The organism is Catenulispora subtropica (assembly GCF_039531675.1).
GTDB lineage: Bacteria > Actinomycetota > Actinomycetes > Streptomycetales > Catenulisporaceae > Catenulispora > Catenulispora subtropica.
This window is the reverse complement of sequence record NZ_BAAAQM010000019.1, coordinates 62,311-76,816: the sequence shown is the minus strand read 5'-3', so window position 1 is coordinate 76,816 and position 14,506 is coordinate 62,311. Positions and strand designations below refer to the sequence as shown.

Here is a 14,506-nt window from a genome sequence, read left to right as displayed (position 1 = left end):
GCACACGGCGGGGCCCCAGCGAATCAGAACCCGTCAACTCTGTCGCAGCGCCGGCATCGGGATCGGCACGTTGAACGTCGCCGCCCCGACGCCCACCCCGCCCTGGCACGTGTTCGGCGGATCCGTCGTCACGCCCCGGGTCGAGGGCCTCTCCGCGGCCCAGAACATGTAGCCCAGCATGCCCGGCGTCGTCCCGGCCCCGTTCGGCGCGGCCGACTGCACCCAGCTGCCGGTGGCGTTCTGCAGCGACGAGCCGAAGTCCGTGCACTCGGGCCGGACCTGCGACCCCTCCGCGATGTACAGGCTGCCGGTGAACTTCGCCGGCGCCAGCGGCGGGATCGGCGGACTGTAGTTCGCCTTGCCGGTGAGGTGCTCCTGCCAGTTGGACTCGGCGGTGGAGGCCGAGGGCTGCTTGCTGGGCACCATCGCGTTCGCGTAGTCCAGAACCGGGTTCGCCGTGGTGAGCCAGTTGGCGGTGGCGTACTGGTCGAGCCCGATCAGCCACCGGTCCCCGGCCGCCACGTCGATCGTGAACCGCGCCGTGGGGTCGGCACCGGTCGCGTCGTACGGATGCGCGGCCCGGTAGGCGCTGACGAAGCTCTGCAGCCCGGCCAGGTTCGGACTCGAGCTGTTCTCGTAGTCGATCTCCATTCCGACGCCCAGCCGGGTCGCGAGCGCGGCCGCCTTCTGGCCGAGCAACGCGGCGTTCTGGCTCAGTGCGGAGTCCCACGCGGACACGTACGTGATACCGCCGATCGAGAGCATCACCCGGACGCCGTGGCTGGTGAAGTAGTTCACCACCGCCGGGGTCATGCCGACCGGCACGCCGTCGGCGTCGCCGGCGTCGTTCGTGCCGTTCAGCAGCTTCAGGGGATTGACGAAGCTGAGCACGACCACGTTGACCGAGGGGTGGCCGTCCCCGCGGTCGATGAGCCAGTGGTTGTTCGTGTCGAAGTCCGTCATGTCGCGGACGGTCCCCCACAGACAGGCGTCGTCGGAGCAGTGCCATGCCCCGTAGACCTGGAGGGGGGTGCTCGTAGCGGCGGCGGCGGTTGTGGCGACCGCGCCCGGGGTGAGGGCCGCGGTGACCGACGTCACAATCGCGGCGAGGAATCTGAGACCTCTGAGTCGTGCGCGCATCGACGCTCCCTGACGAGTGGCCCCTGCAATGTGGTCTACACCATCGATCCGGGCGCCTGACCTGTCAAGACGCTGCCGACCTCACGGCGACGGCACAATTGCCGCCGCACGCCGAGAGGGCACCCTCTAGGGTCTCCCTTGTCCAACCCTTGACCGTCGACACACCCTTGACCGTGTTTCAGGGCGTTGTTACGGTCCGCGATGTACTAGCCCCTCAGTACTGCCCACCTTAGTACTGGCCGTTCGCGGCACCGGGGCGGAATCGGCGTTCCTCCCGGACTCACTCCTGCCCGAAAACGGGCCGGAGACGGGCGCGCGCCGCAACCCAGCACGGTCCCAATCGTCCCACAACGACAGGAGACTCCGTGTCCCACCTGCCACCCGGCAGAACCCGCAGGGTTCTGCTGCGCACCGGCTACGCGCTGGTCGGCGCACTCGCCCTCGTCACCCTGGGCTCCACCGCCCCGGCCCAGGCCGTCCCGCAGGCCGCCGCCCAGGCGACGGCGCAGACCGCCGCGGCGAGCACGTCCCAGGTGCCCGCCGTGAACGTCTGCGACCAGCACGTCGCGCCGCACCACGCGGCCTGCCTGGCGCTGCGCCGGACCGACAAGCTGCCGAACACCGGCATGGCCTTGTCACCGAACGCGCTACCGTCCGGCTACGGCCGCAGCGACCTGGTCTCGGCCTACAACCTGCCGTCCAGCGGCGGGTCCGGCCAGACGGTCGCGATCGTCGACGCGCAGGACGACCCGAACGCCGAGTCGGACCTGGCGACCTACCGGTCGACCTACGGCCTGCCGGCGTGCACCACCGCCAACGGCTGCTTCAAGAAGATCGACCAGAACGGCGGCACCAACTACCCGAGCGCGGACAGCGGTTGGGCCGGGGAGATCTCCCTGGACGTCGACATGGTCTCGGCCGTCTGCCCGAGCTGCCACATCCTGCTGGTCGAAGCCACCTCGGCGAGCATGGACGACCTGGGCACCGCGGTGAACCAGGCCGTGGCGCAGGGGGCGAAGTTCGTCTCCAACAGCTACGGCGGCACCGAGGACGGCAGCGAGGGCACCGCCGACTCGCAGTACTTCCACCACCCGGGCGTGGCGATCACCGCCTCCTCCGGTGACGGCGCGTACGCCGCCGGGACGTCGTACCCGGCCTCGTCGCAGTACGTCACCGCGGTCGGCGGCACCGCGCTGAGCCGGTCCAGCGGCACCACCCGCGGCTGGACCGAGTCGGTCTGGAAGACCAGTTCCAGCGAGGGCGCCGGCTCCGGCTGCTCGCAGGACGTCGCGAAGCCCAGCTGGCAGAAGGACACCGGCTGCGCCAAGCGCATGGTCTCGGACGTGTCGGCGGTCGCCGACCCGGCCACCGGCGTCGCGGTCTACCAGACCTACGGCGGCTCCGGCTGGGCGGTGTACGGCGGCACCTCGGCGTCCTCGCCGATCATCGCCTCGGTGTACGCGCTGGCCGGCACCCCCGGCGCGTCGGACATCCCGGCCTCCTACGCCTACGCGCACACCGGCAGCCTGTACGACGTCACCAGTGGCGACAACGGCTCGTGCTCGCCGTCGTACTTCTGCACCGCCGCGGCCGGCTACGACGGCCCGACCGGCCTGGGCACCCCGAACGGCGTGACCGCCTTCGCCTCCGGCGGGAGCACCGGCGAGACCGTGAGCGTGACGAACCCGGGCAGCCAGTCCGGCGTCGTCGGCACCGCGGTCTCGCAGCAGATCAGCGCCACCGACTCGGCCGGCAAGACCCTGACCTACTCGGCGACCGGCCTGCCGGCCGGCCTGGCGATCAGCTCCTCCGGCCTGATCAGCGGCACCCCGACCACGGCCGGGACCTCCACCGTGACGGTCACCGCCTCCTCGGGCACCGCCACCGGCTCGACCACGTTCTCGTGGACCGTCACCTCAAGCGGCGGCGGGTGCACCGCGGCGCAGCTCCTGGGCAACGGGGGCTTCGAGAGCGGCGCGGCCACCCCGTGGTCGCTGAGCAGCGGCGTGCTGAACAACGCGTCCTCGGAGCCGGCCCACACCGGTTCGTGGGACGCGTGGTTCGACGGCTACGGCAGCACGCACACCGACACCGCCTCGCAGTCCGTGACCATCCCGGCCACGTGCACCAGCGCGACGTTGTCGTTCTTCCTGCACATCGACACCAGCGAGTCCGGCAGCACCGCGTACGACAAGTTCACGGTGCAGGTGCTGAACTCCTCCGGCACCGTGCTCGGCACCCTGGCGACGTTCTCCAACGCGAACGCCGCCACCGGCTACGCCGCGCACTCCTACAACCTGTCCAGCTACATCGGAAAGACCGTGACCATCAAGTTCACCGGCACCGAGGACAGCTCGTTGCAGACGTCCTTCGTCTTGGACGACAACGCGCTGAACGTGAGCTGACCGCATAGCGGCGACGGGATCAGGGCCCGGCTCTCCTTCGGGAGGGCCGGGCCCGCGCCGGTGTCCGCCTACAGCGGATGCGGCACCAACGCGATCCGTCCGGTGTCGAAGACGCCGCGGCTGGTGGTCTTGGGGCCGACGCGGATCACGGTGTAGAGGAAGCGCAGGACGTCCGCCCGGCGGCGCAGCGGCACGCGAGGCCAGTGCAGGCCGGCGCCGGGACCGGTGACGATGCCGTCGATCGCGGCGGCCGAGCGGACCACCACACCGGCGTGCAGGGCGTCGTACGGTGCCTGGCCCGGCGGCGGCGCGCCGCCGGCCCCGATCATCTCGGGACGGCGGTGGCCGACCATCGGCAGCGACGCCACCCGCGCGGCGTCCCAGTGTTCGAGGATGCGGATCGCGTCCTGCTCCACGTGCCCCTCGAAGGAGGCGGCGCCTATGGACCGGGCACACTGCTCCGGCGGCTGGCCGCGGGTCGAGGCGCAGGCGTACATGCGGTAGCCGCCGACGATGGAGCCGACCATGCTGTGTCCGCAGGTCAGGCACTCCACGAGTCCGGTGAGCAGGTAGTCGTGGCGTTGCGCGGCGCGCGCGGCGTCGCCGTCCCGGCGGTCTCCGCCACGGCCCCGGGCCTTGGCGCCGGCCGCCCTGGCGGTGCCGCCGGACCGCAGCGCGCGGGCCTGTTCCCACTCCTCGACGCTGACGCACGGCTCCCACGCGCCGAACTGGTAGCCGCCGCCCTCGGCACGGACCTCCCCGCGGAAGACGCGGATGCCGGCGTAGCGCGGGGCGTCGAGGATACGGGCGACGCCGCCGACCGTCCACGCCGAGCCCAGCGAGGTCGGCACCTCGCGGGCGTTCAGATCCAGGGCGATGGCGCGCAGGGTCTCGCCCTCCAGGAACCGGGAGAAGACCTCGCGGACCACCTTGGACTCGGCCGGGATCAGCGCTCCCATCCCCGCCTCGTACCCGAACGCCCGGCGCCCGCCACCGTGCGGGCGGCCGGCCGCCGCCGCGTCCTGGTGGGCGGCGCGGGAGGCCCGCGACACGGCCTGCGCCGACCGCTTCGTGGCCGTCGCCCGCTCCAGCAGGGCGCGCCGGTCGCCCGGATCGGCCAGGTTCCAGGCGTCGCCCACACTGTGCAGCGCGACCCCGTGCTGGGCGCAGGCCCTCAGCAGGCGGGCCAGGTCCGCGGCCCGGTGCCGGGCCAGCGCGCCCGGGCTGTCAAGGATCAGAGCCCTGATCTGCTTGCGCCGGACCGCGGCGAGCAGCGCGTCCCACCCGGGGCGCGCGCCCTCGGGTTTCCAGACGGCTCGCGCGGTGTCGGCGTACACCGCGGCCGGCGCGACACCGATCGCGTGCGTCCTCGCGTAGTCGCGGCATCGCAGCTCACGGCGATCGACGGTGCTCTGGTCGTCGTCGTCGATGTGGGGGACGCAGCAATAGATTCCTGCGGCGGGAAGCATCCCTCCCGGATCGTCCATAAAAGGAATCTACTACGCTGCATAGGAGATGGGGAGACCCCTCTTCTTGACGCGACATCATCACACGTTGTTAAGGGGAGCGCGTAAGCCACAACCGACGTCCGGTTCAGCGGCCTGCTGCGAACGCCGCGCCGGGATCGGCGGATCAGCCAGCTGGAGATCTCCTCGGCAAGCGGGGTGTCCACGCGGCATGTGAGCTTCATCGAGAACGGACGCTCGCGCCCGCGACGGACCGGTGCCTCATCCCGCCAGCGACAACCGCTGCGCCGCCGACGCTTCGCTCATGATCTGGCTGATGCGGCGAGGTACCTGGCCGTGCTGGAACTCGGACGGGAGCGAGCGCCACACCTGGCGGATCAGAGCCGCGCCATGCTCGACTTCGCCCTTGCGCAGCAACATCGCCGCCTCGTCCAGTTCCAGGACGGCCCGCCCCACCAGGTCCGGCCCGGCCTGGGGCAGTTCGAGCGCCCGGCGCCGGATCTCGTCGGCGATCCGGTGCTCGCCGAGCACGCCGAGATGGTGGGCCTGATGCCAGCGCAGCCGGTACTCGGAGGCGCCGATGCCGTCGGCCACGGTGGCGGAGCTGGGCAGCCGGCCGCGGATGCGCTCGGCCTCGCGGATCGCGTCGTCGGTGCGGTACGGGAGCCCGGCGGAGCTGGCGAAGTGGGAGCAGGACATGGCGTAGCTCTCGTTGACAGACCATCAGCCCCCTTCAACGCCCGCAGCTAGGGAAGGACCCTGATGACTGACCGTGCACCCCGCGCCCGCGACCTCGGCCTGCCGCTGCCCGGCACCCCGGGGCCGAACAACGCGATCACCGACGTCCCGGGCGTCCACGTCGGCTGCACCACGCTCATCGAGGGCGACGACGTCCGCACCGGCGTCACCGCGATCCTGCCGCGCCCGCCCGCGAGCGTCGAAACACCCTGCGCCGCGGGCTGGCACTCCCTCAACGGCAACGGCGAGATGACCGGCACCGCCTGGCTCACCGAGACCGGCACCCTCCGCCTCCCGGTCCTGATCACCAACACCCACGCCATCGGCCCGGCGCACCGCGGCGTGATCGACTGGACGGCCCGCGAGAAGCCCCCCATCGCCGCCGAATGGCTGCTGCCGGTCGTCGCCGAGACCTGAGACGGCTACCTGAACGCCATCAACGCCCCCACCGTCCAGCCCCACCACGCCGTGGCCGCCATCGACGCCGCCCGCCCCGGCCCCGTCCCGGAAGGCTCGTTCGGAGGCGGCACCGGCATGATCTGCTACGGCTTCAAGGGCGGCAACGGCACCGCCTCCCGCCGCGTCGCCTACGGAAGCGAGACCTACACGGTCGGCGCATTCCTCCAGGCCAACTTCGGCTCTCGCAGAGAACTGACAGTGTGCGGCATCCACGTGGGCCCGTGGCTGTCCGCCGACAACCCCACAGAGGCCGCGGGCCAACGCCGACCACCCGGCGCCGGCTCGGTCATCGCCGTCATCGCCACCGACGCCCCACTGCTCCCGCAGCAGTGCACGGCCCTGGCACGGCGCGTCCCACTGGGACTGGCCCGCACCGGAACCACCGGCTCGCACTTCTCCGGCGACCTCTTCCTGGCCTTCTCCACCGCCAACGAGGAAGCGTTCGGCAGCGGTATGGGATTCCCGGACAAGGAGGCCGAACCCGGCTATGGCGAACTGCGCTTCATCCCCTGGAACCGGATGGACGCGTTCTACGAAGCCGTGGTCGAGGAAGCGGTGCTCAACGTTCTGGCAGCGTCGCGGGGCATGACCGGCCGGGACGGGCATCGGTCGCCGGGAGTGCCGATCGAACAGCTCCTGCGGCTGGTTACGGAATCTCGCACCCGTCCGGCCCGCACACCGCCCCCTCCGGCGCCTCCCCGACCACCTTCAGCGCCGGCGTCCGTGCCGCCCACGCCTCCTCCAGGGCCTGCGTGAACACCTCGGCGGGCTGGCCGCCGGAGACGCCGAACTTGCGGTCCAGGACGAAGAACGGGACCCCGGTCGCGCCGAGCATCGCGGCTTCGCGTTCGTCGGCGCGGACGGCGTCGGCGTAGCGGGTCTCGTCGGCGAGGACGGCGGCTGCCTCGTCCTTGTCGAGGCCGGCCTCGACGGCGAGTTCCAGGAGGCGGGTGTCGTCGAACAGGGAGCGCTCGTCGGCGAAGTGGTTGGCGAACAGGATGCCGACCAGTTCCTTCTGGCGGCCCTGTTCGGCGGCGAAGTGGATCAGGCGGTGCATGTCGAAGGTGTTGCCGACGTCGTGGGCGCCGAGGATGTAGTCCAGGCCGGTGTCGTGGGCGTTCGCGGCGACGCGGGCTTCGGCCTGGTGGGCCTGCTCGAGCGACATGCCGTACTTCTTCGCCAGCATCGGGATCACGTCGGAGACGGTGCCCTTGGGCAGGGAGGGGTCGAGTTCGAAGGAGCGGAAGACCACTTCGACGTCGTCCTTGTGGGCGAAGGCCTCCAAGCCCTGCTCGAAGCGTGCCTTGCCGATGTAGCACCAGGGGCAGGCGACGTCACTCCAGATCTCGACACGCATGTGTTCGCTTCCTTCGTCTGTGCCGGGGGTCACATAGCGAGGTGCGGGCCCCGGGGGGACGGGCCCGCACATGTCGTTCAACCGTGAACTATCCCGCCCTATTCCTGGCCGGGGGTGAGTCTCCCCACACGGATCAGACCCGCTCCGTCCGCTCCGCCCGGGCCGGTTCCGCCCCGGCCAGCTCCGCCCGGCTGCTGACGCCGAAGCGGCGGAACAGCCGGGTCAGGTTCCCCTCCACCGCCTTCACCGACACCTGCAGTGCCGCCGCTATCTGGCGGTTCGTCGCGCCGGAGCGCACCAGTTCCACGATCTGGCGTTCGGTCGCGCTCAGCGGCTCGGCCGGCGAGTCCAGCCGCTCCAGCCGGCCTTGCACGAACCGCAGCCACGGTCCGCATCCCGCCGCCGCGTACGCCGTCGCGGCCGACTCCCACGCCGCGCGCGCCGCGGCCCGGCGCCGGGCGCGCCGCGGTCGCTCGCCGAGCGTCACCACGGCGAGGGCGATCTCCAGCGGGTACGGGTGCTCCGCCGGCAGCGCGTCGCGCAGCCGGTCCGCGGCCTCGCGCGCGTCGCCCGCCAGCCCGTGGCGCAGCAGCCGCGCGCGGGTGAGCCCGAGGCGCACGACGTCCCGCTCCAGCCGCCGGGCCATCTCCTGGGCCTCGTCCAGGATCCGGTCGGCGGCGGTGAACGAGCCGCAGCGGGCCAGGGACTCGGCGAGGTCGGCGTCGACCAGGAAGGTGGCCGGGTCGACCATGCCGACGTTGCGCATCAGGGTCCGGCCGCGGGCGAGGTGGTGGGCGGCCTGGGAGGTGCGGTCCAGGAGGAGTTCGGCGCGGCCCAGGAAGGCGTGGGCGTAGCCGGTGTACTCCGAGTCGCCGGAGACGGTGCCGGCCTCGATCGCGCGCTGGGCCACGTCCGCGGCCGCCTCGGCGGTGCCGCCGTTGAGCTCGCCGGCGGCGGCCAGGATCAGCGCCTGCACGCTGGAGGAGCCGGTCTCGGCGCGCAGCCGGCTGCCCAGGGACGCCGCCTCGTGCGCCTGGCGGCACAGGCCGGCGCGCTCGTTGACCGACGCCACCAGGTGCAGCACGTCGCCCAGGTCGCGCAGGCGGCCGGCGCGCTCCACGTCGGCGCGCAGGCGGGCCGCGGTCGCCAGTGCGTCGGCGACGTCCCCGCGGCGCAGGAACCAGATGATCAGGGCCTTGCGGACGGCGATCGAGGGCAGCGTCAGGTCGCGGCCCGCGCCCAGGGCCTCGGCCTGCTCCAGCGACTCGATGGCGCGCTCCGGGTCGGCCTGGATCTCGGCCGGCACCCGCATCGCGATGGACTCGGCGCGCAGGTTGCGGTCGCCGGTGGCCAGCGCGTACTCCTCGGCGCGCCGCAGCGCTTCGAGCGCCGCGTCGATGTTGCCGGAACGGTAGGCGTGGTCGGCGCGTTGCAGGCTCACCCGGGCCCGCAGCTCCGGGCTCCCGGCGGCGTCGGCCTCGGCGGCTTCCAGGAGCACGGCCTGCGCGGCGATGTCGTCGTCGAGTTCGACGAGCAGCAGCCGGGCGCCGACCCGGGAGGCCGGATCCGGTCCGGACGCCACCGACTCGGCGGCCTCGCGCGCCTGCCGGGGCAGGCCGGCGTCGAACGCGGCGCGAGCGGCCTCCAGGAGGCGGCCGGCGGCACGGGCAGCCGGGACGCTCGACGCGTCCGGGGAAGCCGACGCGCTCGACACGCCCGAGGCGCTCGACACGCCCGACGCGCCCGATCCAGCCGACACGTCCGACCCGGCCGGAGCGCTCACGACGTCGCCGACACCACCGGCCCTACTACCCCCACCAGCCTCATCAGGCTTCACCTCCGACATCCCGTCGGCAACCCCGGCGGCGGCCCCGGAAGCCCCGGAAGCCCTGGCAGCCCCGGAGTCCCCACCCCCGCCCTCCGTCGGCGTCCGCTCCGCCGCCATCCGGAACAGCTCCGCGGCCGTCCCCGGCGCCCCGCGGTGCACCGCGATCCGCGCGGCCTCCTCCAGTTCGGCGGCCAGCTCCTCCGTCGCCTCCGCCGTCGCCAGCGCGTGGTGCCGAGCGCGCTCCAGCGGATCGTCGTGCGCCCGCGCCAGCTTCGCGTGGCAAGCCCGGCGTGCCTCGACGTCGGCGTCCGCATAGACGATCTCGCGCATCAGCGGGTGCGCGAACCGCGGCTCCAGGTCCCGGCCGCTGACGATGATCCCGGACGCCAGCGCCTGTGACAGCCCCCACTCGTGACCGGCCAGCAGCTCACGCGGGGGCCGGGCGGCGGTGGCGATCACCAGCAGCGCCTCGCGCGCCGCCTTGGGCAGCGCGTGCAGCCGGTCCGCGAGCAGCCCCCGCAGCCGCTCGGGCACCAGCAGCGGGTCGCCGGCGTGCACCACGGTCCCCGAGCGCAGTGCGGAGCGGCCCAGTTCGAGGGCGTAGAAGGGGTTCCCGCCGCTGGCGTCGCGGATCCGCTGCGACAGCTTGTCGGTGGGCCGCAGCCCCAGGCGGGTGCGGAGCAGCTCGGAGACCACCGGCCCGGGCAGGTTGCCCAGCGCGATCTCCACCGCGTCCTCCGGCAGCAGCCCCCACCAGGTCGGCTCCTGGCCCTCGGACAGCCGCTCGGCGGCCAGCACCCGGACCCGCGAGCCCTGGCGGCGGCGGACCGCGAACGCCAGCACCTCGGCCGTGGCCGAGTCCAGGCAGTTCACGTCGTCCAGGATCAACAGCACCGGCCGCTCGGCGGACAGCGCGCGCAGCGCCTCCACCACGGCGACCCTGATCGCCAGCTGGTCGGTGGCGGCACCGTCCGGGACCGACCGGAGCAGCACCCCGTCGAAGGCCGGGCGCAGGTGGTAGGGCACGACTTCGGGGCGAGCGGCCACGGCGTCGGAGAACAGGTCGTACAGCCCGAGGTAGGGCAGCCACGACTCGGCGGCGGAAGAGGCGCTGCGCAGCACCAGCTGCCCGGCCGCCGCGCACGCCGAGCCGATCGCGTCCAGCAGTGCGGACTTGCCGATCCCGGCCGGTCCGGTCACCAGGACGCCGCCGCCGGCAGCCAACGCCGCCATGCACTTCTCGAGCGTCTGCTGGCGGCCGAGTATCGCTGGTGCGTCCTTCACGCATCGAAGTGTCCTCCCGCACGCCGCCTCCTGGCGAGTCCGCAGTACAGGTCTGTTCACAGAGCGTCCCGCCGCTCGCGGTATCGCCATCAATGTCCGCTTTCGCCCAATCTGTCCTCTCATAAATCAACTACTGGATATAGAACACGCAGCTACGCACCGCACCGTTATTCATTCGTGACCGTATCAACGTGCGTTTTCCCAGTTCGGACCGCTACGGTCACAGACCAGTTGCGCCGGTCCCAGACCCGAAGAATCGGGACACCGGCGCGCACGCCGAATCCCAAAAGCGCGCAAAGCGCCGGACGGGAACCGGGGACCCACGTCCCAATGGGGTGAATCCGCTTCCGAAGTGGTAGAGCAACCTCTTTTGCTCGAACCCGTCAGCTAACCCGGTAGGCGGCCAAAGAGGAAGACAAACGACACACATGCGCACACCCCTGGTGTTCGGCCGCCGGTCCCGCGGCTTGACCCTGACCGCCGCCGCCCTCGGCGCGGTCGCCGTCCCGACCGTCGCTTCGGCGGTGACCCTGTCCCCGGCTTCGGCGCCGAAGTCCGCCCCGGCCACCGCGCCGGCCGCCCTGGCCCCGGCCCCCGCCTCGGCGGTCGCCGCCGCGGTCGCGCAGGCAGCCTCCACCCTGGCCGCTCCGGTCGCCGAGACGGTCCAGGCCGCGCCCGCCGCCGCCCCGGCCGCCGCGCCCGCCGCCGCGCCCAAGGCCGAGCCGAAGACCTACAAGGTCCACGCCGGCGACACCCTCTCCGGCATAGCCCAGGCCACCCTCGGCAACGGCGACCGCTACCCGGAGATCTTCAAGGCCAACGCCGGCAAGGCCCAGCACGACGGCCGCAGCCTGCAGGACCCGAACCTGATCCTGATCGGCTGGGTCCTGACCCTGCCGGACGGCTCCACCGCTCCGGCCGCCGCGCCGAGCCGGCCGGTGGTCCAGTCGCAGGTGCAGAAGGCGCCGGCCAAGCCGGCCCAGACCACGACGAAGTCGGCCACCGCCACCCAGGCCACCGGCTCCTACGCCAACAACCTGGACGGCTGGATCAAGCAGGCGATCTCGATCCTCAACGCCCACGGCTACTACGTGTCGTACAACGCGATCTACCAGACCGTGATGCACGAGTCGGGCGGCAACCCGAGCGCCACCAACGGCTGGGACTCGAACGCCGCCGCGGGCCACCCGTCGATCGGCCTGATGCAGACCATCGCCCCGACGTTCAACGCCTACGCGCTGCCGGGCCACACCAACATCTACAACCCGGTCGACAACATCATCGCCGGCGTCCGCTACGCCGCCGCCCGCTACGGCTCGCTCGACTCCGTCGTCGCGGCCCGCTGCGGCGGCTCCTGCTGGTACGGCTACTGATCCGCACCGGACCCCCGTGTCATCCACTGCGAAGCCCCCGAGCTCAGGCTCGGGGGCTTCGCAGTGCTCGTGGACAGCGAGCGGGGCTCAGAAGCCCTCGCCGGTCCAGCCGTAGCGCTTGTGCAGATGCTCGATCACGGTGTCGTAGTCACCGCGGTCCAGTTCGTGCCCCTCGCGCCGGATCCCCTCGGGGTGCACGCGCACGACGCGGTCGATGACCGCCCACGACTCCCGGGCCTCGCGGTCCCAGCCGCCGGTGCCGATGCTGACCCAGTTGTCGGCGTCGGCGTGCCACTTGCTGGTCAGCTTGATCCCCAGCAGCATCCCGGTGTGCTTGCCGCGCGCCACCAGCAGCACCGGCCGGTCCTTGCCGCGGCCGTCGTGCTCCTCGTAGGGCACCCAGGTCCAGACGATCTCGCCGGGGTCCGGCAGCCCGTCGTGCTTGGGCGCGTAGAAGGTGTGGACCGGGCCGATGTCGTGCGGGTCGATCTCGATCGTCTCGAACGGCGGGAAGCGGCCGGGCGAATTGCCCCACTCGTCGTGCTCGTGTTCATGCTCTGCCATGCCGCCTGACTATGCCAAAGGAGTGAAGCACGCCGCCAACCGCCCTTGAGCCGTCGTGGAACGGTTCGAGGGCGGTCGCGGCGCCGGGTCAGACGGACTCCACCGGCCTGGCCGTGGCCAGGCCCCAGATCACGAAGACGTCGATGGCCAGCAGGATCGCCGACCACCACGGGTAGTAGGGCAGGCTCACGAAGTTCCCGATCGCGGCCAGCCCGACGACGACGATGCCGGCGTAGCGGGCCCAGGTCTGGCCCATCAGCACGCTCGCGCCGACCAGGATGAGCAGCAGGCCCAGGATGATGTGGATCCAGCCCCAGCCGGTGGTGTTGAGCTTGAACCAGTAGTTCGGGGTGCTGACGATGATGTCGTCCTTCGCCGCGGCGGCGATTCCGTAGAAGAGGTCCATGACGCCGCTGATGACCATCATGATCCCCGCGAACAGGGTCAGACCGTAGGCCCACGGGCTGCCGCGCCTCGCGCCCGGGTCCGCCGTGTACTGCGCCATGGTGGTGCCCTCCTTCTCCTCTGTGCCCCCAAGGCCATTCCAACCCCCGTTCCTGCCGCCTGCCCCTTCTGGGCGGCCGCCGTTGCTCCGTCGGGGTGAACGCCACGCGGCCCCGGTTCCGCTCCCCGACCTGCGGCGGGAACCCCCGGAGAATCCCTCTGTGACCCCCTCCGAGTCGACGCTGCTGCTGGTCGCCCTGATCGCCGTCGTGGCGCCGCCCCTGGCCGACGCGGTCGGGCGCTGGGCCCCGGTGCCGCTGGTGGTGTTCGAGATCGTGCTCGGCATCCTGGCCGGACCGGACGTGGCGGGCTGGGCGAAGCAGGACGGCCTGGTCCACTCCCTGTCCCAGTTCGGCCTGGCGATGCTGTTCTTCATGGCGGGCTACGAGATCGACTTCGACCGGCTGCGCGGCGGCCCGCTGACCCGGGCCCTGCAGGGCTGGGCCATGTCGGTGGTGATCGGCGTCGGCGTGGGCCTGCTGCTGGCCTCCTCGGTGAGCAGCGGCGCGATCATCGGCATCGCGCTCACCACCACCGCCCTGGGCACGATCCTGCCGGTGCTGCGCGACGCCGGACAGCTGGGCAGCCCGCTGGGCGACGCCGTGATGGCGGTCGGCGCGGTCGGGGAGTTCGCGCCGATCGTCGCCATGACCCTGTTCCTGGACGGCCGCAAGCCCGGGCAGGCCATGATCTACCTGACCGCCTTCGCGCTGATCGCCGCAGCCGGGGTGCTGTTCGCGGTCCGGGGGCGGCACGCGGCGCTGAACCGGCTGGCGGACGCCACCATGGAGAGCTCCGGGCAGTTCGCCGTCCGCCTGGTCATCGCCCTGCTGATGGTGATGATCGCCGCGACGGTGGCACTGGGCGTGGACATGCTGCTCGGCGCGTTCGCGGCCGGGGTGATCATGCGGATCCTCTTCCACAGCGGGAACGCCGAGCGCACCGAGCGGGTGACCGCCAAGCTGGAGGCGATCGGCTTCGGGTTCCTGATCCCGATCTTCTTCATCGACACCGGGATCGGCTACGACCTCGACGCCCTGACCGGCGACTGGGGCACACTCGCACTGGTCCCGCTGTTCCTGTCGCTGATGCTGGTCGCCCGCGGGCTGCCGAGCTTCCTCACCGCGCCGGAGGGCTCGTCCCCGCGCCTGCGCCGCGCCCTCGCGCTCTACGCGGCCACCGGGCTGCCGCTGATCGTCGCCATCACCTCGATCGGCGTCGACCGGGGCACGCTGAAGTCGTCCGACGCGGCGGCGATGGTCGGGGCCGGGATGCTGTCGGTGCTGATCTATCCGTTCCTGGCCTTGAAGGTGAGCGGAGCGGTCCGGACGCCGCGGGGCTTGGAAGAGGCCGCCGAGAGCTGGTGAGCCGCGGACGCGTAGCCCTGA

At 72.2% G+C, this 14,506-nt stretch carries 10 protein-coding genes, 1 pseudogene and 1 riboswitch; of the genes and pseudogenes, 4 read left to right on the top strand and 7 right to left on the bottom strand.

Annotated elements, in window-relative coordinates; genetic code table 11:
- Positions 1-33: 33 nt before the first annotated feature.
- A complete protein-coding gene (locus tag ABD466_RS18155) occupies positions 34-1,140 on the bottom strand; it encodes a glycoside hydrolase family 18 protein (RefSeq protein WP_344658263.1) in 1,107 nt (368 codons plus the stop codon).
- A gap of 365 nt (positions 1,141-1,505) precedes the next feature.
- Here ABD466_RS18155 and ABD466_RS18150 point away from each other — a divergent pair, with 365 nt between their 5' ends.
- The gene (locus ABD466_RS18150; RefSeq protein WP_344658262.1) at positions 1,506-3,545 is read left to right on the top strand and encodes a hypothetical protein; all 2,040 of its coding nucleotides are present in this window, start codon (positions 1,506-1,508) and stop codon (positions 3,543-3,545) included.
- Between the two features lie 68 nt (positions 3,546-3,613).
- On the opposite strand, the gene ABD466_RS18145 is transcribed toward ABD466_RS18150, so the two are convergent.
- Entirely contained in the window at positions 3,614-5,032 is a 1,419-nt protein-coding gene (locus ABD466_RS18145; protein WP_344658261.1) for a recombinase family protein, read from the bottom strand.
- 240 nt (positions 5,033-5,272) lie between these two features.
- A complete protein-coding gene (locus tag ABD466_RS18140) occupies positions 5,273-5,710 on the bottom strand; it encodes a hypothetical protein (RefSeq protein ID WP_344658260.1) in 438 nt (145 codons plus the stop codon).
- A gap of 63 nt (positions 5,711-5,773) precedes the next feature.
- Here ABD466_RS18140 and ABD466_RS18135 point away from each other — a divergent pair.
- Positions 5,774-6,853, top strand: a pseudogene (locus ABD466_RS18135) (DmpA family aminopeptidase); the annotation flags it as partial.
- Between the two features lies 1 nt (position 6,854).
- Here the strand turns inward: ABD466_RS18135 and ABD466_RS18130 are convergent.
- Together ABD466_RS18130 and ABD466_RS18125 are read right to left on the bottom strand one after the other, a co-directional pair.
- Positions 6,855-7,565 carry a DsbA family oxidoreductase gene (locus ABD466_RS18130; protein WP_344658259.1) on the bottom strand — a complete coding sequence of 237 codons (711 nt, stop codon included), beginning with the start codon at positions 7,563-7,565 and terminating at the stop codon, positions 6,855-6,857.
- Positions 7,566-7,698: 133 nt separating this feature from the next.
- Positions 7,699-10,677 carry a helix-turn-helix transcriptional regulator gene (locus ABD466_RS18125; RefSeq protein ID WP_344658258.1) on the bottom strand — a complete coding sequence of 993 codons (2,979 nt, stop codon included), beginning with the start codon at positions 10,675-10,677 and terminating at the stop codon, positions 7,699-7,701.
- Positions 10,678-10,941: 264 nt separating this feature from the next.
- Positions 10,942-11,093, top strand: a riboswitch (cyclic di-AMP (ydaO/yuaA leader).
- Positions 11,094-11,105: 12 nt separating this feature from the next.
- Between ABD466_RS18125 and ABD466_RS18120 the strand changes: the two genes are divergently transcribed.
- Positions 11,106-12,050 (top strand): transglycosylase SLT domain-containing protein, encoded by a 945-nt coding sequence (locus ABD466_RS18120; RefSeq protein ID WP_344658257.1) that lies wholly within the window; start codon positions 11,106-11,108, stop codon positions 12,048-12,050.
- An 87-nt stretch (positions 12,051-12,137) separates the two neighbouring features.
- Here ABD466_RS18120 and ABD466_RS18115 read toward each other — a convergent pair whose 3' ends face one another.
- Positions 12,138-12,614 (bottom strand): type II toxin-antitoxin system PemK/MazF family toxin, encoded by a 477-nt coding sequence (locus ABD466_RS18115; RefSeq protein WP_344658256.1) that lies wholly within the window; start codon positions 12,612-12,614, stop codon positions 12,138-12,140.
- Between the two features lie 88 nt (positions 12,615-12,702).
- Positions 12,703-13,119 (bottom strand): DUF7144 family membrane protein, encoded by a 417-nt coding sequence (locus tag ABD466_RS18110; protein ID WP_344658255.1) that lies wholly within the window; start codon positions 13,117-13,119, stop codon positions 12,703-12,705.
- A gap of 160 nt (positions 13,120-13,279) precedes the next feature.
- On the opposite strand from ABD466_RS18110, the gene ABD466_RS18105 reads away from it, so the two are divergent.
- Entirely contained in the window at positions 13,280-14,485 is a 1,206-nt protein-coding gene (locus tag ABD466_RS18105) for a cation:proton antiporter (protein WP_344658254.1), read from the top strand.
- Positions 14,486-14,506 lie beyond the last annotated feature (21 nt).